Below are 19,857 nucleotides of genomic sequence, written 5' to 3'. Positions count from 1 at the left end.
TTATTTTTCCTGCTCCATACCGCCGATCACGTCGAGCGCAGCGGAAAGGTCGTCCTTATCCACGTAAATATCGTCCCCGTAAGGGGAAAAACCCATATACGCCTCCAGTGCCTCGCCTGCCTGTCGTCCCTGGACAACGGATACGATATTGTTCTGCTTTAAGACGTCCACGATCATTTGCGTCTGCACATTATTTTCGGTAGCTACCAGAAAAACGCTCTTCATACCCTGCCCCTTACACATTGAAGCGGAACAGCACAACGTCGCCGTCCGCGATTACATACTCCTTACCCTCCTGGCGAACGAGCCCTTTTTCCTTAGCCAGCTGCATGTCGCCGTTACATTCGTTCTTCAGTGTATCAAAGGCAATGACCTCCGCCTTGATAAAGCCACGCTCAAAATCACTGTGGATTTTTCCGGCCGCCTGCGGCGCTTTGGTGCCGCGCGTGATCGTCCATGCGCGCACTTCCTTTTCACCCGCCGTCAGGTAGCTGATGAGCCCCAAAAGCGAATAGGATTTTTTGATCAGCCTCATAAGGCCGGATTCACCGATCCCCAGCTCTTCGATAAACATCTGTTTTTCTTCTTCGTCCATACCCGCGAGGTCTTCCTCGATCTTCGCGGAAATCGTCACGACCTCGCTGCCATGTTCGCTTGCATACTGCAAAAGCGGCTGCAATATAGGCGGGCTGCTTATCCCCACCTGGTTTTCCGCAATATTGCCCACATAGATGATCGGCTTGTCCGTCAGCAAAAACATGGAATGCATGATCTCCTGCTGCTTTTCATCAAATTCAATATTGCGCGCAAAATTTCCTTTTTCCAGTTCATCCAGCAGGGTCTGTGCGACCTGTGCTTCCAGTTTGAATTTTTTGTCGCCCGTCTTTTGCATTTTGAGCGCCTTATCCAGCCTCTTTTGCACGGTCTCCATATCTGCGAAGATAAGCTCGTAATTGATGGTCGTCACATCGCGCAGCGGATCGATACTGCCGTCCACATGCGTGATATTGTCGTCTTCAAAGCAGCGTACCACCTCGATGATGGCGTCCACCTCGCGGATATGCGACAAAAATTTATTGCCCAGCCCCTCGCCCTTGCTCGCGCCCTTCACGAGCCCGGCGATATCTACGAATTCGATTTGCGCGGGCGTAAATTTCTGCGGATGGTAAATCTCCGCCAGATAATCCATGCGCGCGTCCGGTACGGAAACGATGCCGTAGTTCGGCTCGATCGTACAAAACGGATAGTTCGCGCTTTGCGCGCCTGCCTGTGTCAATGCGTTAAAAAGCGTACTCTTCCCCACGTTGGGAAGCCCAACAACCCCTAATTTCATTTTATTTTAAGAAACTCCTTATTGTAACGCGCCGCCAATCAGTATAAAATACAAATGTAGGCGCATTTTTGATTCATTCTTACGACCATCTTATTATAATCGGTATCCGTTCTTTCCGCAAGCATGGCCGTAAAATTTGGGCAAAGGGGGGCACGCGTGGGAAACGCAGCTGCCGCCCGCGAAGTGAGCGCCAGCGAGCGCAACTTATAAGGAGTATTTTATGGGTTTTTTGGAATCGATAGTATTGGGTATCGTACAAGGCTTCACGGAATTCCTGCCGGTCTCCAGTTCCGGACACCTCGCGCTTTTTCAGGGACTGATGGGCTTAAAAGAGGTTCCCATCCTCTATGACGTGATGCTGCATGTCGGTACGCTCATCGCAGTTTTCATCGTTTTGTGGCCGGAGATCGTGGCGATTGTCACGCACCCTGTCAAAAACAAGCTCGGTATGCTGATCTTGGCGACCGTCCCCGCCGTCGTCGTCACGCTCATCGCGGAAAAAGTTGCTCCGCAGGCGTTTGCCGATATCCTCAACGGAAAATACCTGGCGATCGGTTTCTTCGCCACGACCGGCGTGCTTGTCCTGTGCGAAGTCATTGCGCGTCGCATGGAGCGTAAGCGGGATGTGGAGCTTCCGCAGGCCATGGCCATGGGCCTCATGCAGGCCGCGGCGATTCTGCCCGGTCTTTCGCGCAGCGGCTCCACCATCGCGGGCGGGCTCTTTACCGGCGTAGGCCGCGAACGCGCGGCGAAATACGCATTTTTGATGTCTATCCCGGCCATCCTCGGCGGCGTTGTTTTTGGCGCCAAGGACGCGGCGGAAAACGGCATGGGCGATGTCTCCATCCCCATGGTATTGATCGGGCTCGCGGTCTCCGCGGTATGCGGCTTTATCGCGATCAAGTTCATGCTGAAGCTGATCAGCAAGCATAAATTATACGGCTTTGCGGTTTATACGGCTGTGATCGGCGTGACGGTGCTCCTGCTGAACAATACCAACCCGTCAATGTTCCTGTCGTAAAAAGCACGGCGTTCCAAACGGAACAGAAAAGCAGGTGTCCCGTTCCAAAGCGGGTGCATCTGCTTTTTTATTTGGCCTACAGCAGCGGGAGCTACATCGCTTTTGCGGCCGGCAGCACCTGCATCCTGTCTATACCAGGGACGCTTAACCGCGCCGCTGGAAATTCCCGGTGATCTCGCCTACCGTCGCCTTTTCATCGATGTACAGCGTGCCATTGCAATCCACGGTCTTGATCTCGCACCGCGGCCCGATCGTAATGTCCCTGCCGTTTACCGTATTGGCCCATACGCCCTCCAAATCTACGGTCGTCGCCTCGATCATGCCGATCTCGCTTTTTTTATTGAGCACCTTGACGAGCCTGCCCATGTGGGATTTGATCGATACCCTGTCGCCTACGATTTCTTTTGCGCGGATATAACCATCCGCCTGGATGATATCCGCAGATACCTCCCCGCCTACATCGATCAGGCCGTCGCAATCGATCTCTTCCGCTTCGATCTTGCCGCTTTTTACTGAAAGCAGCCCGTCGACGTCGATTTTCTTTGCTTCCAGGTTCCCGTGCAGCTTTGCAGAACCATCGCAATCAAAAAGTCCTGTTTTGACATTTCCTTCGCACTTGAACGTCCCGTCGACCTCGATGCTTTCCGCCTCCAGGTCGCCCGTACATCTTCCCGTTCCGTCTATTTTCAGCGTACTGAATTGCCCGCCGTCTATCGTTCCTACGCCATTTATCGTAAACCCATTCATATTTTTTCTCCTTGTTTCCATTTTCCTTGATCACTTATTTTCAGTTTTCCCGCCCACTCGTCCATGGGCCATACCCCCAGCGTCGCCACATCGCCGCCGAACAAAACAAAGCCTCTGGTAAATGCGATATAATAGCTGCCGTCCGCCCGAAAAACCACACATGCCAGTCCGGCTGTCTTCCGGCTGTAAAGCGCTGCCGCGCCTTTCCTGAACAGGCCTGCCGCTTCTTTTACGGGGATTTCCGTTTCCTTCACTGCCTGCGACAGGATCGCCAGCAGGACGGCCTCTGCAAACGCATAATTTTCCTTGTTGCCATCCAGCAATGCAAGCAGCTCGCTGTCAATCTCCTGCAGTGTTTGTACCTTGCCGGCGGGGATCAGCGTCCCTGCCGTTTCCGGCGAGAACATGCGCGCAAGCTCTTCCATAGAGTGCTTATCCTTGAGCTCCAGGATCGATTGCACCCTGCTCAATATCTGTTCCCTGGGAAAAAACGTTTCCTGTCCCGTATAGGATGCCTGTTTGATGAACCATTCGTCAGGGATCAGCCGTTGCCTCTTCCAGCGGTAAAGCTGCCCGTAGGATATCCCCGTTTGTGCCAGCAGGTCTTTTTTTGATATCAAATTCAATGCAGCCGCGCCTCCTTTCGTAACATTGTTACGTTTCATGCTTGTAATATAACATAACATTGTTACGCAGTCAAGCTAAAAAATACGAATGGAAAACCATCCGTATTCCAGCTCATTCAAAAGCGACTGTCTGTCCGCGCTGCATCGGGCTTATGATGCGCTCCCCATGCCGGATGTGCGCCTGCTTAAGTGCCTGCGCCGCGCTTTTGGCAGCATTTCCGTAATGCATTGGGATCACCATTTGGGCATCTACCGTTTCCATGAAGTAAGCGACGCCCCGTACCTGGTCGCGCTCTAAACGCGGATCCACGGGCACAAAGGCAATATCGACCCGCTCCTTTGCGAGCCGATCGATCTCCCTCTTATAGTCGTCGCCCATCTGCGCGTTCCAGCGCGGATCCTCTCCCTCCCAATGCCACCAGTTGAGGTCGCCCGCATGGTATATTTTCAGTCCGTCCGCCGCCACCAAAAATGCGACGCCCTCATCTGTGGAGCGCAGCGTTTTGATAGCAACGCTGCCGATGTCATATTCCTCATGTGCCCGCGCAGCCAGCGCGCCTTTTGGGGCGCGCACGTCGTCCGACACGATATAATGGATATCGGGAATACTGTCCGCCCATTTGAATATTCCCGTATTATAATGATCGCCGTGCCTATGGGATACAAAGACTAAAACTTTTTCTCCCGCAATCTCCGCCGGGTCTATGACACCGCCCGCAAGCCCGCTTTTCCCGGGCTCCGGGTGCATGTTCCAGCAATCAAATACCAAAAAGTGTTCTTTCGTTTTTACTGCAAACCCGCTGTTATCAAGATATGTGATCTGTGCTTTCACCCTATTTCCATCCTTTCCCGTTCCGCGCCGCCTTTCCGGCGTTTGACATGCCCTGCATTTTTGACTACTATAATAACAGATTATTTTATTGGCGAGGAGTATTCCAAATGCGTTGTGAATGTGCGGTATGCGGTACCTATATGGCGCACGCAGAAGATATGAAAATGGGCTGTGTCTGTCCCGCCTGCAAGGCGCGGTGCAGCGCATGCCTCGGAACCAATACCCTGCTCAGCAAGGAAGACCTGCATGCTTTAAAGGGCGATCCGTTTTTTGAATCCCGTTTTTTAGACGGCGAAAATCCGGACGACTGATCCGCTTATTGCTGCGTGACCGCACGCTCTACGAGGATCGCGGTTTCTTCGTCTGTGACCAGCGTATCGATATAGCCGCCGCGCAGCGCCGCCATGATCGGCTCTACCTTGGGCCTTCCTCCGGCGATGGCAATGACATTATCGATCTTTTTCAAATCTTCAAGCTCGATGCCGATGACCCTGTCGTTGTATTCGATATCCGCAAGGTTCCCATCCATGTCGATATGCCGCCCGCATATGTGGCACTTGATGCCGTTGTTCCAAAGCTGTTCTGAATCTTTCCTGGTGATATAATTGGAATGTACCATGGAGCTCACATCCCCGGAATTGCTCCCGATGCCGATCACCGCAATATCCAGGTTTTTTGTCAAATCAAAATGCCGTTTGATATCGTCTTCTTCCAGCAGCATATCGCGCAGCTGCTTGCTTTTTAGGGTAAGCGGAGAATGCATCATTTTTGCGCTGCCGCCCAGCTTGTCCGCAAAACTCAAGATCAGCTGTACGCCGTACATATAAGAATCGTCCCAGGCCGTGCCGCCCATGAGCTGTACGATGTCCACGTTCGCACGCACGACCGGAACCAGGTGGAAAATCGTCTGGTAGACGCTCTGCCCCCAGGAAACGCCGACTTTCATATTATCTTTCAGCTGTTTTTCGATGTGCCGCGCTGCAGAAGCGCCAATGTTGGATAAATTCATGTTCGGGTCGTGATTGGAGGGGACAACGATCATTTGTTTCAAATGAAACATATTTTTCAGCTTTTCGCTGATCTCGATGGATTTCAGGGAGGCGTCGTTGATCCTGATGTCCACGATATCCATTTCCCGCGAAAGCCGGAGAAGCCGGGAGACATTGGAACGCGAGATTCCCAAAACATCCGCGATCGCCTGCTGGGACATGTTGTCATAATAGTACATTTTGGCAATACGAACCATCAGCCTGCGCTGCGCGGTAGACTTTTGTGTTTTCAACATGACATTGATATATTCTGTATCCATAAAAGTTTGCACCTTTGACATTCATTAATAATTTTTGCACAAATTCTACTTTAAATATATTACAACCGAACGCACGTTGTCAAGCTAGACATGCGGTTCTTTGCTTTTGGTTTTTCGGCTTGTCACCGATCCCCAATAAAATCCAAAGCGGTGCGCCGTCTCCCATCTGCGCCGGGCAAAACAGGAAAGGTGCGCCAGTCTTTCATTTTTCCCGCTTTTCCGAAAGTTTTTTATTTGCGTACACGGCTTAAAATGGTATGATAGTAATAACAGGAAAATTTGGCCGGAAAGCGGCGCTTAAAGGAAAGGAACCAACCAATTATGGAGCACTATTACCAAAAAGATATTGAGTGCGCATCCCGGGAGCAGATCAGGGCATGGCAGGATGAACGCCTTGTGAAAACGGTAAAGCACGTCTATGAAAACGTCCCCTATTACAAAAAAATGATGGATGAGAGAGGCGTTACGCCTGCGGATATCAAATCCACGGCCGATCTTCATAAGCTGCCGTTTTTAACCAAAGACGATTTGCGCGAAGCATATCCTTACGGCCTTCTGGCCGTGCCGCTTGAAGAAGCTGTGCGTATCCAGTCCACCAGCGGAACGACAGGCAAACGTGTTGTGGCCTTTTATACGCAGCACGATATCGATCTTTGGGACGAATGCTGCGCGCGCGCCATCATGGCGGCAGGCGGGACAAAGGAAGATGTCGTCCATGTAAGCTATGGGTATGGACTGTTCACCGGCGGGCCGGGTCTAAACGGCGGGTCGCATAAGGTCGGCTGCTTGACGCTGCCCATGTCCTCTGGCAACACGGACAGGCAGATCCAGTTCATGGTAGACCTCGGTTCTACGATATTGTGCTGTACGCCGTCCTACGCCGCTTACCTCGGCGAAACGCTCTGCGAACGCGGATTGCAGGATCAGATCAAATTAAAAGCGGGCATCTTCGGCGCGGAAGCATGGAGCGAGGAGATGCGGCGGGATATCCAAAACAAACTCGGCATCAAGGCTTACGATATCTACGGCCTGACGGAGATTTCCGGCCCGGGGGTTTCGTTTGAATGCAGCGAACAGACAGGTATGCACATCAACGAAGACCATTTTATTGCAGAGATCATCGACCCCATTACGGGCGAGGTTTTGCCGGATGGGGAAAAGGGAGAGCTGGTCTTTACCAGCATCACCAAAGAAGCGTTCCCGCTGCTCCGCTACCGCACGCGCGACATCTGTATCCTGAGCCGCGAAAAGTGTTCGTGCGGCAGGACGCATGTGAAGATGACAAAACCGCTGGGGCGCAGCGACGATATGCTCATCGTCAAAGGCGTGAACGTATTCCCTTCGCAGATCGAGACCGTCCTGCTCAACAAGGGTTATCCGGCGAATTACCAGATCATCGTCAGCCGCGAGAAGAACAGCGACAAGCTGGAAGTACAGGTGGAAATGACGGGTGAAATGTTCTCCGATACGATCAGCACGGTCGAGGGCAGGGAAAAAGAGTTGATCGATGCCATGAAGGCTATGCTCGGCATTTATGTCGAGGTGCGCCTCGTGGCCCCGAAAACGATCGCGCGCAGCGAAGGCAAGGCTGTCCGTGTGATCGACAAACGCAACCTTTATTAAGGGAAAGGGGTGTAAACTATGACTGTAAAACAAATTTCCGTATTTCTGGAAAACGACGCAGGCCAGCTGGCGGCGCTCACCAGTGTACTCAATGAAAACGGGATCGATATGCGCGCCTTGTCCGTTGCGGAAACGCGCGATTTCGGCATCTTGCGCCTGATCGTGAACGATTCCTATAAAACGGCGACAGTCCTGAAGGATGCGGGATATATCTGCTCCATCACGCCTGTGCTTGCGGTAGCCATCCCGGACGAGCCGGGCGGCCTCAATAAGGTGCTTGGGATCCTCGGCGATAATAAAATCAACCTGGAATATACCTATGCGTTCATCAGCCGCAAACGGGAGCTTGCCTATATGATCTTCCGCGTGGAAGACAATGAACGGGCCATCGAAGTCCTTTCCCAAAACGGGATTAAGCTCATTTGCCAGGATGAACTGTACGAATTCTGACCGGATCATTTCTGGAAAAAGCCTGTGCCGAAAGGTACAGGCTTTTTTTGTAAAACAGTGCTTGACTTACAGCAGCTTTAAGGTGGTAGACTACAGGTATGGAAAAGAAATACACGATCAAGCAAGTGTCTGAAGCAACAGGCCTAAGCACATCCAACATCCGCTATTACGAACAGGAGGGATTGATCGCAGGTATCGGGAGGAACAGCGCCAATGTGCGCCTCTTCTCCCAAACGGACGTCGAGTGGATCCGCTTCTTAGCACGGCTCAAGGACATGGAGATGCCTGTGAAACTGATGAAACGCTACGCTATTTTGCGCGCACAGGGAAACGGAACCATCCATGAACGGATGGAATTGCTCGATATGCACAAAAAGCATATGCTGGAAAAAATCGGACGTATCCGGGAGAACATCGCCTTGCTCGACAATAAAATTTCGCTCTATAAAGAAATGGAGAAAAACAACAATGGATAATGAACGGTATCAACAAGGTTTACAAAAGCTTTCCGAGGTGGACGGACAGGAAGGTACGGACATCACGGATTCTCTCGGCGATCTGGGCCGCTATATTGTGGAATTTGCATTTGGCGATATTTACAGCCGCGGTACGCTCAGCCTGCGCGAGCGGGAAATGATCACCATCGCCATGCTGGCCGTGCTCGGTCGCGAACCGCAGCTGGGGGTACATATCCGCGCGGGCATGCATGTCGGCCTGACACAAGAAGAAATCGAAGAGGTCATCATACATTCCGTGCCGTATAACGGTTTTCCCACCGCCATCAACGCCCTGAACGTTTTAAGGCAGAATAAGACCGTTTGAACAGCGAGGACGCGATGGCGACGCCCCTGTCATAGCATTTTGCCCCCAGCAGTACATTATAGTTTTGGAAAGTAAAAGCAACTTTCTCCCTTTTTATTCCTCTTCCATATGCATCGCATCGCAGAACGGCTTGTTGCGCGATTTCCCGCACCTGCAAAGCGTAACGCGGTTCCGCTTTTCATAGACGGTACCGTCCTCTGCCTCGATCTCGATGCCGCCCCGTACCCAGATAGGCCCCATTTTCCCCTCCGGCTCGTCGCATATGAGCGCGATCTCCGGCTTGAGTTCCGGTTCTACCCGCGTCCCGTCGTCCGTGATGATCGTCAGCCTGCCCGATGGACAATCGCACGCCTGCTGCGTGGCGATCTCCAGGTTTTCCGCATCGTTGATCAGGTTCCAGATGCTGCCGGCCACGTCGCAGAAACGCGCGACCGCGCACAGCTCTTCCTGGTCTAAAAGCTCCATCCCGTCGCCCTGGTAGCGGATCGCCGCTTCCTCATATGGTATGCGGCCGGCTGTTTCCCTGCCGTCGAACCCATGCGCGTGGCTCCCGTCGCAAAACGGCAGGTGTTTTGATTTCCCGCAGCGGCACAGGCGGTAGGCCTGCCCTGTCTTTAGCCGTTCTCCCTCGATCCAATGCGTGGACTCTCCCTGCTTGTTCGCGCCGATCGTCATTTTTTTGAGCGGAACGCCTCCGCTTACTTCGTAAGGACCGTCCTTTAAGACCCTGATGCGCATAGTAAAATACCCAGCCTTCTTTGTTTTCCCTTTTTTGATAACACATTTTCACCTTACGGAAACATCAGGCTTTATTTCAGCCGCAGGTCTTCCCCGTCAAAAAACAAAGTCGCGCACGCCTGTTTTGCTTCCAGCCGCGACGAAATTCGCTCGTCGTAGCGCTTTTGCAGGTCGTCTATATTGGTCGCTACCACAGTATGCAGCCCCGCTTCCAGCCGCCGGTTTAGCAGGTCGAACAGGTATTCGGTCGAAACGTTTTGCGTGACCGGCTCCGTCCCCAGATCGTCAATCAGCAAAAGCTGCACATTCCGCAAAAACTCAAGCGGCACTTCTTCCCCCATGCGGTGTTTGAAAAAAACGTCGAACAGCGCCGCCGAACGCATCAAGCATACGTCGATCCCTTTTTTATGCGCCTCCTTGGCCATGCAATTCAAAAGATAAGTTTTCCCCAGCCCGGCCTTGCCGCGCAGCAGGATATTTTGCTTGACTGTTTTGGGAAATACGCCGATATAGTCCTCGCAAATCTTCCGGTAAAGCTCCATCATCTGCCGCTGCGTCTTGCCGCTTTTTTGCGGCAGCTTATCATCGAACACCGAACGGTCGAACGTATCAAAGCTTTCCGTGAGCGTTTTTAGGTCCACAGCGCCGTAAACCAAGCGGTAGACTTCATATAAAAAGCAGTTGCAGTACTTCCCGCCGATCACGCCCGTGTCCCTGCAGGCGGGGCAATCGTATTCTTCGGCGATTCCTTCAGCACGCAGGGCTTCCTGTTCCCTTTGTTCCAGTGCGGCGAGCTCCTTGTCGCACGCCCTGGCCTCTCCCTGCAAAAAAGCGCACTCCAGCTTTTTTAAAAGCAGCGCGCGTTTTTCTTCTTCGATCCCTTGTATTATTTTACTGCGTACGCGCCGCCGTTCATTCGCGTAGCTTTTTTGCGCGTGGCGCAGTTCAAAATCGGCCAGAAGGTCGCTTATGGTCTTATTTGCCATATAGCCGCTCCAATTCCGCATAAGCGTCCGCTTTTCGCTGTTCCTTTTGTTCTTCCGTATATTCGCGCTGCTCAAAGGACTTCTTATCCTTCGCCTGCCCGAACGCACGGCTCAAATTCTGCTTTTTCGCTTTATCGAGCGTATCCACGCCCTCTTCCGCCCATGCGGAAAGCACCTTTTGCATGTAGGAGAACGGATCGTTGAAAAGCGAGCTTAACTCCGCCGCATACAAAAGCACATCATGCGAAAGCCCCTTTTCCTTTGTCAGCCGGATATAGTTTTTTCGGTCGGCCTCGCCCACCGTACGCCCGATGCCCGCACAGTCGTATACCTGCTTTACCTTGCGGTCGATCGTATTTTGCTTGCGCAGGTATTTTTTGATATCCTCTTCGCTTTCCAGCCCCAGCGACGCCCATTCCTTCAAAAGGCTGTCCACCGATTCAAATTTGCGGCTCCCAAGGTTTGCCGACTGCATGCAGGCAAGCAGGATCACCGGGTGCGAAAACCCGGCCTGCTCCCATTCGCTGTAAAACTTCTCATACCGTGGCGTCACGTTGATACGCGAATAATCCAGCGTTTTGAGTACTTCTTTGATCGCGTCCCTGCGGCGCGTCTGCACACTTAAGTGTTCGCTTATTTTACGGGACGAAGTGATCCCCTGGTCATAAAGCGAACGAAGGATCGCGTCCAGATATTTAAAGGGCTGGTCTTTTGAAAATTCCCTGTCCTTCATCACATATTCGATGGCCTCATGGGTAAAGCCCCATTTTTCCGTCCATTTATTGTACAAGTCCATCTCGGTTTTGCCCGGATATTTCCCATGCAAGCCCATCAGGCGCATCAGCTTGTTTGCACCGCCGGATACCGCCTTGTGTTCCTCGATTTTCTGTTGTGCCTGCTCAAGCGTTTTGATGCCTTCCGCGCTCCACGCCTCGGCGACTTTGTCGAGGTAGGCGATACTCACACGGCTGCCGCGCGTCTGTGCGCAATATTCCACCAACGCCAAAACGACCTCCTGCGGCAGGCCAAACACGTCCGTATAATCATAAATGCTGTTGAGCTCGCTGGGGGTAAGGTCACGGTTTAATACCGTGCGCAGCATATTGTTGAAATTCTGCATCCCATAAAGGGGCGCTCGTTTCTTTTTGCCCGTTTCCTCCTCGCGCGGTTTTCCGGCGACCAGCTCGTACCGGGAGCCGTTTTTCACCATCAGCTCCTTCAGGCACCAATAATTGAGCGCCGCCTCGATCTGCGAAAAAGACATGTGAAGCTCGTCCTCCAGCTCTGTTTCCGCCAACGATGCGCCGTTGCTTGCAAGATAGAGCCCATAAAGAAACACCTTTACATATTCCGCAGGTGCGTCGCACATATATTTTCGGATAAAAATAGTAGGAACAGGCAGGAATGCCTGTTCATCCAGCGTAAATTTGATCATCTCTCATTTTCCGCCCTTTTAGGATTCCCCGGCTGCCGGCTGCTTTGGCGCCAGGCAAAACTTTACCACCGCTTCGTTGACCTTTTCCGGCTTCTCTTCATGGACAAAAAAGCCGCAGTTGCGCACCGTAAGCACACTGCCGTTGGCAATGGGCAGCTTCATAAATTCACAGCCGCTGCCGCCGGTGATCTTATCCTCCGCGCCCAGCACCACGAGCATCGGATTTTTCAAAGAGTGTACGTTCGCGACCACGCCGTCGTCGATGAAGTTCCCAATACACATTTTTGAAATCACTTTAAAATCACGATCCATAAGACCTGCTGCGTATTCCTGCACCACCTCGTCGGTCACGAGCGTACGGTCAAAATAACAGTCCTCGAGCGTCGCGCGGATAGCTGCCTGGTTGAGCATCATCCGTCCCGCGGTCGTTCCCAGCGCCGACGGAAGGCCTTTCCCCCGTCCCGTGCTCGCGCCCACCGAAACCATCGGCGAGATCAGGACGACCTTTTTGGTTCGTTTGGGGTTGTGGATCGCGAAATCGAGCACATATACCGCGCTTTCGCCAAACGCGCAAAAGTGCGCGGACGGCAGCTCCATCACATTCATAAACGCTTCTAAGGTAAGCGCAAATTCTTCGATGCTGTAGCTCATCTGCGGCTTACCGGAAAACCCATGCCCCGGCAGGTCGATCGCATAGACGTGGAAAAATTCGGACAGCTCCCTGAAGTTGTTCCTCCAGGTATAGAGCGACTGGCCCACCCCGTGCACCAAAATCAGCGGCTCGCCCTCGCCCGCTTCGTAATAGTGGACGGGCAGGCGCACGTCCTGTACTTCCTCTTTTCCACGATCATCGATATAGGTATCAAATTCCACTTCGGCATATTCGCCCATGTGTTCCCTGTTCAAAAAATTCTTGATACTGATCTGTTCAAACACGTTTGTTTCCCTCCAACTGTAGCCGGATTCATGGGCAGCCTTCTTTTTCGCCGTCTGCCGCTCCGTTACGCGCATTTACTATTTTAGCATATCTAATCAAACTTTTGTAGTTATTTTGGGACGGTTTTTTTACCGCATACTCGTGTAGCTTGGAAAGGAGCATACCTATCCGCTTTCCCTGCGGGATCCCCAGCTCTTTTTGCAAGTCCTCCCCATTGACCGCAAGATTTTTCCTGTCGATGGGCGCTTGTTGCTTCAGCAGCTCTTCTAAGACCGCCCGCCACTTGTGTGCGGAATCGGCCGGATTGCCCTTGCCCGACCCCGCGAAATCCGCTTCGCGCAAATCACACAAGCGTAAAAACTGCCGCTTTCCCAATTTGGCGATCATACGCGCCACCGCCTTGGTATGCGCTTCGTTGCTTAAATCGAACATGTGGTTTTCCACCAGCTCCGCAACGGTCGCTCTCGTCGTTTTCTCAAAGCGCAGCTGCCTTAGCTCCTCTTCCGCCATCGCCGCGCCCAGCCGTTCGTGCCCGTACATCCTGCCGCCGCGTTTTTTCGCTTCCGGCTTTCCGACGTCGTGCAGCAGTCCGGCAAGCCTTGTGACCAGGTCGGGCGGCGTGCATGCACATGTCCTCATACTGTGCTCCAGTACGTCGTATGCGTGGTAGGCCGCACTCTGCTGCACACCGTCGCCGTCGAGCAGCCGCGGGAAAATGAAGCGAAGCGCCCCCAGGTCTTTTAACAGATGCAATCCTTTCAGCACTGCGCCGCTGCTGCACTGCGCCGCATCGGACAGGAGTATCTTCGTGAATTCGTCGCGGATGCGTTCTTTGGAGATATCCTTAAGCTGGTACGCATATTTTTTGGCGCACGCATACGTTCCTTCTTCTATCGTAAACCCGAGCTCGCAGGCAAAACGCACCATGCGCAGAATACGCAGCGCATCCTCGGCCAGTGTATCCTTACGCACCTGCGCCACCTGTTTTTCTGCAAGCGCCAAAAGGCCTCTTCCCGTCGGGTCGAGAACACTGCCCGTTTCATCCGCATACAGTGCGTTTACCGTGAAATCCCTGCGCTGTGCGTCTTTTTTGATATCCTTCGTAAAGGCCACATTTTGCGGTACATGCGCGCCGCCCCTGCCATAGTTGTCACAGCGGAAAGCCGTATATTCGTAAGGGTACGTTTCGCCCCCAAAACGTTGTTTGACCACGACCGTACCCAGCCCATAGGAGCGCTCTAAAAGCTCGATCTCCGGCGCTTTTATTTTTGCAAGCACCTGCGGCGGAAACGGCGAGGCGATATCCATATCGCCTTCCGGCAGGCCGAGCAATTGGTTGCGTACATACCCGCCCACCAGGTAAGCGGGCGTTATCCCCGCTTGCCGCAGCAGTTCAAACAACCTTTGCTGCGGCGCACCAAGGACAATCTTCATTTTATTTCTCCGTCAAGCACATATTCCGCAGCGCCCGTCATCATGACCCGCCCGTCCGGCAGGTTTTCAATGTGCAGGCTCCCTGCAAAAAGGCGGATATCCGCCCGCGGGCCCATGACCCCTTTTTTGTACATCACGGCCCCGGCCGCGCTCGCCCCGGTTCCGCAAGCAAGCGTACGCCCCGCCCCGCGCTCCCATGTTTCCATGCGCGCCGTTTTATCGTCCAGCACCTGGATAAAATCGACATTTGTCCCGCGCGGGAAAAGCGCGTGCTTCTCGATCGCCGGCCCCAGTACGTCAATGGGCACGGCGTCCATATCCTCCACAAAAACGATCGTATGCGGCACGCCCATCAGCACGCTGGAAGCGCGCACTGCGCCGCAATCGGTAGGTATTTCAAGGTCCATCGGCTCCTGCGCCAATACGGGAACCGCCTCCGGGTCAAACGAAGGTTTCCCCATATCTACGCGCACCGCCCGCACCCTGCCGTCTTCGATCACAAGCTCCGGCCTGATCACGCCTGCCAGTGTTTCCACATCCATCAACGTTTTGGGCACGATACCATGGTCGTATACATACCGCGCAAAACAGCGGATCCCGTTGCCGCACATTTCCGCCTCGCTGCCGTCGGCATTGATAATACGCATCCGCACGTCCGCACAGCTGCTACCGCCGACCAACAGCAGCCCATCCGCACCTACATTGAGCCTTCTTGTGCACAACCTGCGCGCAAGTTCCGGGATTTCCTGCCCCGCAAGCTCCCGCTCTTCGATCACAATGAAATCATTTCCCAATCCGTGCATTTTTGTAACGTGCATTTACCTTCACCACTCTTTACCCGCAAAACGGGGCGAAAAAGCCACCCTGCGGCATCTGTCAAATTGTTAATTTATTTTGTATTATAACATATTATAGCACAACGGACGGGGGTTTTATGGTACAATAATATTAAAAATAAAGGATTTGAGGGTTTTCCCCAGAATATTATAAGTTGCAGGAATTTTGTCCTGAAAACAGATACGCCGCACGCAGGATGCAGGCGGCAGAGGGTAGTGTATGTATTTGAAGCCATCGCGTCATAAAAGAATGCGCAGGCGCACATCTATATTGATCGTCATTATTATCGTGATCGCGGCCGTAGCCGGGGTGTTGTTATACCTCGATAATTTTACGGACTTCTCGTTTTCCAAGCCGCTTTTGAAAGAAACCGAAACCCGTCTTCCGGATACGGCTGTCGCCAGCAGCGGCGGCATTTTGTATATGCGGGACGGCACGCTTTATGCGCTCGACAAAAGCGGTTCTTCCCTGTGGGAATTAAGGCAGGATCTTGCCGACCCAAAGGTCGCGTGCTCGGAACAGATCATTTGCCTGTATGCGCAGAAATCCTTGCAGGCGCTTTCCTTTGATAAGCAGCCGCTGTTTTCCACCTCGCTGGATTCTGATATCTTGGGCGTACGCTGCGCGAATGCCGCAGTCGCGGCCCTCACCAGTGCGGCGGACGAAGCGGGAACGGTGCAATATTACATCTATTTGTATAATGACAAGGGCGAAGCCGCCGCCCAGCGCATCGAGCTTGCTGCCAAACCCGTGCTCGATTTTGGCTTCAACGCGGGCGGCGATCTTTTCTGGGTGCTTTCTTTAGACAGCTCGGGCGTTGTCCCCGTTTCTTATATCACGACCTATAAAACGGACGGCTCCATCACGGGCAGTATCGAGATCGATACGCAGGTCATAGAAAAAGTGTACGTTACGTCCGATTCGATCTTTGCCTCAGGCACCAACAACCTGCTTTCCTACAGCTATGTAGGCGCAAAGCAGGGAGATGCGCTCATCTATGGCTGGAAGCCGGCCGGCTCGAGCGTCGACGCCGGTAGTTTGAAAGCCGCCTATGTATCGCGTGCCAGCCTCGCCACCATTGAGTCCGCGCGCATTTACGCAAGCGATTTGAGCTACCAGACCGTCCATCTGCCGCGCGACGTATTTTCGCTGGCGCTTTCGCAGACAAAGCTCTTTGCCTATACGCCGAACGAGATTTATTCCTATACGCCGGAAGGCAAGCTGGATAAATCCGTGAAGCTCGACCAGACGATCACCGCCGTCAAGCAGCTTTCCAGTGACATTGCGCTCGTCTGGGATCAGGACAAGAGTTACATCATGCATTTGAATTAGGGGGAACTATGGGTATACTGAACTGGATTGTGCTGTTCCTGATCGCAATCTATATCATGCAGGGCTTGCATAAGGGATTCCTGATCTCCGTTGCCAATACGATCGGTATGGCGCTTTCATGGGTCATTGGTTTTGTGTTCAGCCCGCTGATGTCGCAGGCGATCGCCAAAGGGCCTTTTTATAAATTCCTGCTGTATTTCACAAATGGCGTGGATCAGCTCCAGGCGTCGGGCAACATGCTTGTAACCACGATGACACAGCCGCAGATCGACCAGGTCGTTTCTACGGCAAACCTTCCTGCGCCCTTTGACCAGCTGGTGACGCAGAACATGACAAATGCGGTTTTTGAGTCCGCCGGGCTGCATACGGTATCCGAATACGTCAGCTATACGATCACCAATGTGGTTGTGAATATTTTTGCTTTCCTCGTGATCTACGTGATCGCGCGCATCATCATCGCGCTTTTGGTCAACGCTTATAATTACGCGTCTCCGCTTCCGGTGCTGCGTAAGTACGACAGCCTGATCGGCGGCGGCGCAGGGGTACTGCGGGGGTTCCTGGGGATGTTCGCGCTGTTCATGATCATTCCGGTGATCCTGGTCTCCATGCCCACCGATTTGATTGCCGATATTATCAACGGCTCCTCTTTTGTGTCGTTTTTCTACCACAACAATTTCCTGCTCGCGGGGATATCAGGCATCATATAGTACACGGCATAAAAATCCCGTGCAGCGCATCTGCCTGTACGGGATTTTTATGCCGCTTACCGAAGGTGCGGTTTGGAAATCCGGATCACCTGTTTGTTTTCCTGTCTCTCTTCGTCATAAATACGGCAGGTAATAAAGTAGGAGCCTGCTAATACCAATACGGCGATAAACGGCAGCAAGAATATGACCATATCGAGGAACCGGTTCATCCCGGCCTGCTGCAGCCACACAAATCCCTTTGCTAAGAGCATGAACCCCAGCACACAAATCAGGATGACAGCGGCCTGTCCCTTTTCCACCCCGAATTTATAGATCAGCGGCATCAATATCCCGATCAGGATGACCGTAGCACATAAGATACCGACCGCTATGGGCAAACTGGCCCCACCAAACGCGGCGACACCGAGCAACATAAAAACGAGATTGAACAGGATGCCCACCGTGGCGCACCCGCCCATCAGCATCAGCCCGAACAGGTATTTGGAAAGCACGATCTGCCGTTTGGTATAGGGAAGTGCTCGCACATAGCCGTCCCAGCCGGATTTATTGTCATAGCCGAAGGAGGCCGGGCACATCATACCGCCCACCAGCGCGCAGCACCCGACCGTGAAACCCTGCGCGTCCTGCGCGCCGCTTAAATTCATTGGGATCAGCAACGCCGCCATGACTCCCAAACATGTCAGCAGGTAGCTCCGCATCCCCAGAAAATCTTTTAACAATAAGCCTCTCATTTCCTCACTCTTCTCTTTTGCTGTAGATATGCACCGATAAAAACCATGACAGGATCAGCCCCGCCGCGGTGATAAAGGGCAACCAGAGGATCATGCTGTTGATCATCTCCATCATGCCGTCCGCCCCATGTTCACCGCCCAGAAGTACAAACAGCATAAACGGGACTAAGAATATGACGATAACGAGGATCCGCGCCTTTTCAGCCCCGTATCGGAACATCAGGGGAATCATGATGCTGATGAAAATTACTACCATGCACAGGACCAGCCCGGTCATAGACCAGATATCCGCATCCTGCCCCGCAAGTCCCGATGCCATCAGGATCAGGTTGACCCCGATACCGAGGGCAGCGCCGATGCCCGTGATGAGCAGGGAAAACAGGTATTTGGAAAGCACGATCTGCTTCCTGGTGTAGGGCAGCGTCAGGACGTAGCTGTCCCAGCCGTACGCTTTGTCATAGGCAAAGGAAGTGAAGCCCATCATCCCCCCGACAAAGATAAAGACCGTGCAAGAAAACCCTGCGGAAAAGTCGCCGCTTTGTGTGGAAAACGCCGGGACAAGGCAAATGACCAGAATGACCAGGAAAAACTTAAAAAAGCTTTTCATTCCCAGGAGGTCTTTCAAAAGAAGCCCTTTCATTTTTGTCCCCCCTTTACCGTAAATAACATGATATCTTCCAAAGTCGCGCTGTCTATGACCGCGCCTTCATATTTGCGCGCCGCGCTTTCGCGGTCGCAAACGAGCGCTTCAATGCCAAAGCTCGATTTGCGGTAACCGGCGATATCTTTTTTATCAACCTTTTGGAACAGTTCTTCGCCGCATTTCAAAATGCCGTATTCATACAGCATTTTGTCTTTGGATTCGGACATGGCGACTCTGCCGTCGTGGATGAACGTGATGTAGTCCGCCACTTTCTCCAAATCGCTGGTGATGTGGGAGGAAATGAGTACGGAATGCTCCTCGTCCTGTATGAAATCCAGGAATTCGTCCAATATCTCGCTGCGGATAATGGGGTCAAGCCCGCTTGTCGCCTCGTCGAGGATCAACAGCTTCGGCCGGTGGGAAAGCGCGGCCGCAATGGAAAGTTTCATGCCCATACCGCGGGAAAACGCCTTGATCTTTTTATCCTGCGGCAGCTGAAATTTTTCTGCATATTCGTTGAAAAGCGCATCGTCCCAGCTCCCACGGAAGATCGCCCGCATGATGGCCGCCGCCTCTTTTAACTTGAGCTGTTCATTGAAGCTGACCCGGTCGAGCACCACGCCCACCTGTGATTTTACTTCCCGCTCATATTCTAAGTTATCCATCCCCAGCACGCGGATACTGCCCGCGTCCCGTTTGATCATATTGAGGATCAGTTTGATGGTCGTCGTTTTTCCCGCGCCGTTCTCGCCGATCAACCCCATGATGCTGCCCGTGGGCACGGTAAAACTTACGTCGCGCAAGGCAAAGTCTTTATATTGTTTGCATACATTTTCCAGCTTAATACTTTCCATTTTTCTTATTCTCCGTCGTAAAGTACATCCAGGATCTCGCGTAATTCTTCCAAAGAGATACCGCTGCTTTTTGCCGTTTCCACCGCATTTTTCAGATGTGATTCAGCGATTTTCAGTTGTTCCTCGCGCACCAGTTCCATATTCTTTTTTGCGACAAAGCTTCCCTTGCCTGTGAAACTCTCGATAAAGCCGTCGCGTTCCAGATCGTCATACGCGCGCTTTGTCGTAATCACGCTGATCCGCAGTTCCTTTGCCAGCAGCCGCATGGACGGAAGGGCGTCCCCCTCTTTTAGCACACCTGTTAAGATCATGTTCTTGACCTGCGAGGTGATCTGTTCATAGATCGGCTTTCCGCTGGAGTTGCTGATGATGATATCCACTCATCCAATCCTCCATTTAAATATTGTATATATACTATATGTACAATATAACTCCCATGTATTTGTTTGTCAACATTTTT

At 52.6% G+C, this 19,857-nt stretch carries 24 protein-coding genes; 8 read left to right on the top strand and 16 right to left on the bottom strand.

Annotated features, from left to right (window positions below; translation table 11 throughout):
* Together BN6471_RS03550 and ychF are read right to left on the bottom strand one after the other, a co-directional pair.
* Entirely contained in the window at positions 1 to 225 is a 225-nt protein-coding gene (locus BN6471_RS03550) for a putative signal transducing protein (protein ID WP_066645599.1), read from the bottom strand.
* Between the two features lie 10 nt (positions 226 to 235).
* Positions 236 to 1,333, bottom strand: a complete 1,098-nt coding sequence (gene ychF, locus BN6471_RS03545; RefSeq protein WP_066645594.1) for a redox-regulated ATPase YchF — start codon at positions 1,331 to 1,333, stop codon at positions 236 to 238.
* 220 nt (positions 1,334 to 1,553) lie between these two features.
* Here ychF and BN6471_RS03540 point away from each other — a divergent pair, with 220 nt between their 5' ends.
* The gene (locus BN6471_RS03540; RefSeq protein WP_066645592.1) at positions 1,554 to 2,354 is read left to right on the top strand and encodes an undecaprenyl-diphosphate phosphatase; all 801 of its coding nucleotides are present in this window, start codon (positions 1,554 to 1,556) and stop codon (positions 2,352 to 2,354) included.
* A gap of 144 nt (positions 2,355 to 2,498) precedes the next feature.
* Here BN6471_RS03540 and BN6471_RS13140 read toward each other — a convergent pair whose 3' ends face one another.
* From BN6471_RS13140 to BN6471_RS03525, 3 genes are all read right to left on the bottom strand, one after another.
* Entirely contained in the window at positions 2,499 to 3,101 is a 603-nt protein-coding gene (locus BN6471_RS13140) for a polymer-forming cytoskeletal protein (protein WP_066645590.1), read from the bottom strand.
* Positions 3,098 to 3,727 carry a DUF4004 family protein gene (locus BN6471_RS03530; protein WP_066645588.1) on the bottom strand — a complete coding sequence of 210 codons (630 nt, stop codon included), beginning with the start codon at positions 3,725 to 3,727 and terminating at the stop codon, positions 3,098 to 3,100. The genes BN6471_RS13140 and BN6471_RS03530 overlap by 4 nt, the downstream gene beginning before the upstream one ends.
* 112 nt (positions 3,728 to 3,839) lie before the next feature.
* Positions 3,840 to 4,559: an MBL fold metallo-hydrolase gene (locus tag BN6471_RS03525; RefSeq protein WP_066645586.1), complete on the bottom strand. Its 720-nt coding sequence runs from the start codon at positions 4,557 to 4,559 to the stop codon at positions 3,840 to 3,842.
* Between the two features lie 107 nt (positions 4,560 to 4,666).
* On the opposite strand from BN6471_RS03525, the gene BN6471_RS13010 reads away from it, so the two are divergent.
* The gene (locus tag BN6471_RS13010) at positions 4,667 to 4,870 is read left to right on the top strand and encodes a hypothetical protein (RefSeq protein WP_066645584.1); all 204 of its coding nucleotides are present in this window, start codon (positions 4,667 to 4,669) and stop codon (positions 4,868 to 4,870) included.
* A 5-nt stretch (positions 4,871 to 4,875) separates the two neighbouring features.
* Here the strand turns inward: BN6471_RS13010 and BN6471_RS03515 are convergent, their stop codons facing one another.
* On the bottom strand, positions 4,876 to 5,868 hold the full coding sequence (locus BN6471_RS03515) for a sugar-binding transcriptional regulator (protein WP_066645582.1): 993 nt from the start codon (positions 5,866 to 5,868) through the stop codon (positions 4,876 to 4,878).
* A 321-nt stretch (positions 5,869 to 6,189) separates the two neighbouring features.
* On the opposite strand from BN6471_RS03515, the gene BN6471_RS03510 reads away from it, so the two are divergent.
* From BN6471_RS03510 to BN6471_RS03495, 4 genes are all read left to right on the top strand, one after another.
* Positions 6,190 to 7,491 carry a phenylacetate--CoA ligase family protein gene (locus BN6471_RS03510; protein ID WP_066645581.1) on the top strand — a complete coding sequence of 434 codons (1,302 nt, stop codon included), beginning with the start codon at positions 6,190 to 6,192 and terminating at the stop codon, positions 7,489 to 7,491.
* 18 nt (positions 7,492 to 7,509) lie between these two features.
* Positions 7,510 to 7,941, top strand: a complete 432-nt coding sequence (locus tag BN6471_RS03505; RefSeq protein WP_066645580.1) for an ACT domain-containing protein — start codon at positions 7,510 to 7,512, stop codon at positions 7,939 to 7,941.
* Positions 7,942 to 8,039: 98 nt separating this feature from the next.
* Positions 8,040 to 8,417 (top strand): MerR family transcriptional regulator, encoded by a 378-nt coding sequence (locus BN6471_RS03500; protein ID WP_066645579.1) that lies wholly within the window; start codon positions 8,040 to 8,042, stop codon positions 8,415 to 8,417.
* On the top strand, positions 8,410 to 8,763 hold the full coding sequence (locus BN6471_RS03495; protein ID WP_066645578.1) for a carboxymuconolactone decarboxylase family protein: 354 nt from the start codon (positions 8,410 to 8,412) through the stop codon (positions 8,761 to 8,763). Before BN6471_RS03500 ends, BN6471_RS03495 begins: the two co-directional genes overlap by 8 nt.
* A gap of 93 nt (positions 8,764 to 8,856) precedes the next feature.
* On the opposite strand, the gene BN6471_RS03490 is transcribed toward BN6471_RS03495, so the two are convergent.
* From BN6471_RS03490 to dapF, 6 genes are all read right to left on the bottom strand, one after another.
* Entirely contained in the window at positions 8,857 to 9,501 is a 645-nt protein-coding gene (locus BN6471_RS03490; protein WP_066645573.1) for a CDGSH iron-sulfur domain-containing protein, read from the bottom strand.
* A gap of 71 nt (positions 9,502 to 9,572) precedes the next feature.
* Positions 9,573 to 10,487, bottom strand: a complete 915-nt coding sequence (locus tag BN6471_RS03485; protein WP_066645571.1) for an ATP-binding protein — start codon at positions 10,485 to 10,487, stop codon at positions 9,573 to 9,575.
* The gene (locus BN6471_RS03480) at positions 10,477 to 11,922 is read right to left on the bottom strand and encodes a DnaD domain-containing protein (RefSeq protein ID WP_066645569.1); all 1,446 of its coding nucleotides are present in this window, start codon (positions 11,920 to 11,922) and stop codon (positions 10,477 to 10,479) included. The genes BN6471_RS03485 and BN6471_RS03480 overlap by 11 nt, the downstream gene beginning before the upstream one ends.
* Before the next feature lie 18 nt (positions 11,923 to 11,940).
* Positions 11,941 to 12,858: an alpha/beta fold hydrolase gene (locus BN6471_RS03475; RefSeq protein WP_066645566.1), complete on the bottom strand. Its 918-nt coding sequence runs from the start codon at positions 12,856 to 12,858 to the stop codon at positions 11,941 to 11,943.
* 28 nt (positions 12,859 to 12,886) lie between these two features.
* Positions 12,887 to 14,293, bottom strand: coding sequence for a CCA tRNA nucleotidyltransferase (locus BN6471_RS03470; RefSeq protein ID WP_066645557.1), 1,407 nt, complete (start codon positions 14,291 to 14,293; stop codon positions 12,887 to 12,889).
* The gene (gene dapF / locus BN6471_RS03465; protein ID WP_066645555.1) at positions 14,290 to 15,111 is read right to left on the bottom strand and encodes a diaminopimelate epimerase; all 822 of its coding nucleotides are present in this window, start codon (positions 15,109 to 15,111) and stop codon (positions 14,290 to 14,292) included. The genes BN6471_RS03470 and dapF overlap by 4 nt, the downstream gene beginning before the upstream one ends.
* A 289-nt stretch (positions 15,112 to 15,400) precedes the next feature.
* On the opposite strand from dapF, the gene BN6471_RS03460 reads away from it, so the two are divergent.
* Positions 15,401 to 16,462, top strand: coding sequence for a DUF5711 family protein (locus tag BN6471_RS03460; protein WP_066645553.1), 1,062 nt, complete (start codon positions 15,401 to 15,403; stop codon positions 16,460 to 16,462).
* A gap of 8 nt (positions 16,463 to 16,470) precedes the next feature.
* A complete protein-coding gene (locus BN6471_RS03455) occupies positions 16,471 to 17,169 on the top strand; it encodes a CvpA family protein (RefSeq protein WP_066645550.1) in 699 nt (232 codons plus the stop codon).
* A 56-nt stretch (positions 17,170 to 17,225) separates the two neighbouring features.
* On the opposite strand, the gene BN6471_RS03450 is transcribed toward BN6471_RS03455, so the two are convergent.
* The 4 genes from BN6471_RS03450 to BN6471_RS03435 are packed head-to-tail and all read right to left on the bottom strand — an operon-like array spanning position 17,226 to position 19,777.
* Positions 17,226 to 17,900 (bottom strand): ABC-2 transporter permease, encoded by a 675-nt coding sequence (locus tag BN6471_RS03450; protein WP_082903316.1) that lies wholly within the window; start codon positions 17,898 to 17,900, stop codon positions 17,226 to 17,228.
* A gap of 4 nt (positions 17,901 to 17,904) precedes the next feature.
* Complete coding sequence (locus tag BN6471_RS03445; protein WP_066645546.1) at positions 17,905 to 18,540, bottom strand: ABC-2 transporter permease; 636 nt, start codon at positions 18,538 to 18,540, stop codon at positions 17,905 to 17,907.
* Positions 18,537 to 19,397, bottom strand: coding sequence for an ABC transporter ATP-binding protein (locus tag BN6471_RS03440; RefSeq protein ID WP_066645544.1), 861 nt, complete (start codon positions 19,395 to 19,397; stop codon positions 18,537 to 18,539). Before BN6471_RS03440 ends, BN6471_RS03445 begins: the two co-directional genes overlap by 4 nt.
* A 5-nt stretch (positions 19,398 to 19,402) precedes the next feature.
* Entirely contained in the window at positions 19,403 to 19,777 is a 375-nt protein-coding gene (locus BN6471_RS03435) for a GntR family transcriptional regulator (RefSeq protein WP_066645542.1), read from the bottom strand.
* Between the last annotated feature and the right edge of the window lie 80 nt (positions 19,778 to 19,857).

The organism is Christensenella timonensis, assembly GCF_900087015.1.
Taxonomy (GTDB): Bacteria; Bacillota; Clostridia; order Christensenellales; family Christensenellaceae; genus Christensenella; species Christensenella timonensis.
Note: the sequence above shows the minus strand (reverse complement) of the source record. Positions and strands in the feature narration are given on the sequence as shown.

Excerpts from the sequence above, each read along its gene's own strand:
- BN6471_RS03490 (WP_066645573.1), bottom strand. The coding sequence starts at position 9,501 with ATGCGCATCAGGGTCTTAAAGGACGGTCCTTACGAAGTAAGCGGAGGC.
- BN6471_RS03470 (WP_066645557.1), bottom strand. The coding sequence starts at position 14,293 with ATGAAGATTGTCCTTGGTGCGCCGCAGCAAAGGTTGTTTGAACTGCTG.
- BN6471_RS03505 (WP_066645580.1), top strand. The coding sequence starts at position 7,510 with ATGACTGTAAAACAAATTTCCGTATTTCTGGAAAACGACGCAGGCCAG.
- BN6471_RS13010 (WP_066645584.1), top strand. The coding sequence starts at position 4,667 with ATGCGTTGTGAATGTGCGGTATGCGGTACCTATATGGCGCACGCAGAA.
- ychF (WP_066645594.1), bottom strand. The coding sequence starts at position 1,333 with ATGAAATTAGGGGTTGTTGGGCTTCCCAACGTGGGGAAGAGTACGCTT.
- BN6471_RS03440 (WP_066645544.1), bottom strand. The coding sequence starts at position 19,397 with ATGGAAAGTATTAAGCTGGAAAATGTATGCAAACAATATAAAGACTTT.
- BN6471_RS03510 (WP_066645581.1), top strand. The coding sequence starts at position 6,190 with ATGGAGCACTATTACCAAAAAGATATTGAGTGCGCATCCCGGGAGCAG.
- BN6471_RS03480 (WP_066645569.1), bottom strand. The coding sequence starts at position 11,922 with ATGATCAAATTTACGCTGGATGAACAGGCATTCCTGCCTGTTCCTACT.
- BN6471_RS03550 (WP_066645599.1), bottom strand. The coding sequence starts at position 225 with ATGAAGAGCGTTTTTCTGGTAGCTACCGAAAATAATGTGCAGACGCAA.
- BN6471_RS03485 (WP_066645571.1), bottom strand. The coding sequence starts at position 10,487 with ATGGCAAATAAGACCATAAGCGACCTTCTGGCCGATTTTGAACTGCGC.
- BN6471_RS03500 (WP_066645579.1), top strand. The coding sequence starts at position 8,040 with ATGGAAAAGAAATACACGATCAAGCAAGTGTCTGAAGCAACAGGCCTA.
- dapF (WP_066645555.1), bottom strand. The coding sequence starts at position 15,111 with ATGCACGTTACAAAAATGCACGGATTGGGAAATGATTTCATTGTGATC.
- BN6471_RS03445 (WP_066645546.1), bottom strand. The coding sequence starts at position 18,540 with ATGAAAGGGCTTCTTTTGAAAGACCTCCTGGGAATGAAAAGCTTTTTT.
- BN6471_RS03540 (WP_066645592.1), top strand. The coding sequence starts at position 1,554 with ATGGGTTTTTTGGAATCGATAGTATTGGGTATCGTACAAGGCTTCACG.
- BN6471_RS03495 (WP_066645578.1), top strand. The coding sequence starts at position 8,410 with ATGGATAATGAACGGTATCAACAAGGTTTACAAAAGCTTTCCGAGGTG.
- BN6471_RS13140 (WP_066645590.1), bottom strand. The coding sequence starts at position 3,101 with ATGAATGGGTTTACGATAAATGGCGTAGGAACGATAGACGGCGGGCAA.
- BN6471_RS03515 (WP_066645582.1), bottom strand. The coding sequence starts at position 5,868 with ATGGATACAGAATATATCAATGTCATGTTGAAAACACAAAAGTCTACC.
- BN6471_RS03455 (WP_066645550.1), top strand. The coding sequence starts at position 16,471 with ATGGGTATACTGAACTGGATTGTGCTGTTCCTGATCGCAATCTATATC.
- BN6471_RS03450 (WP_082903316.1), bottom strand. The coding sequence starts at position 17,900 with ATGAGAGGCTTATTGTTAAAAGATTTTCTGGGGATGCGGAGCTACCTG.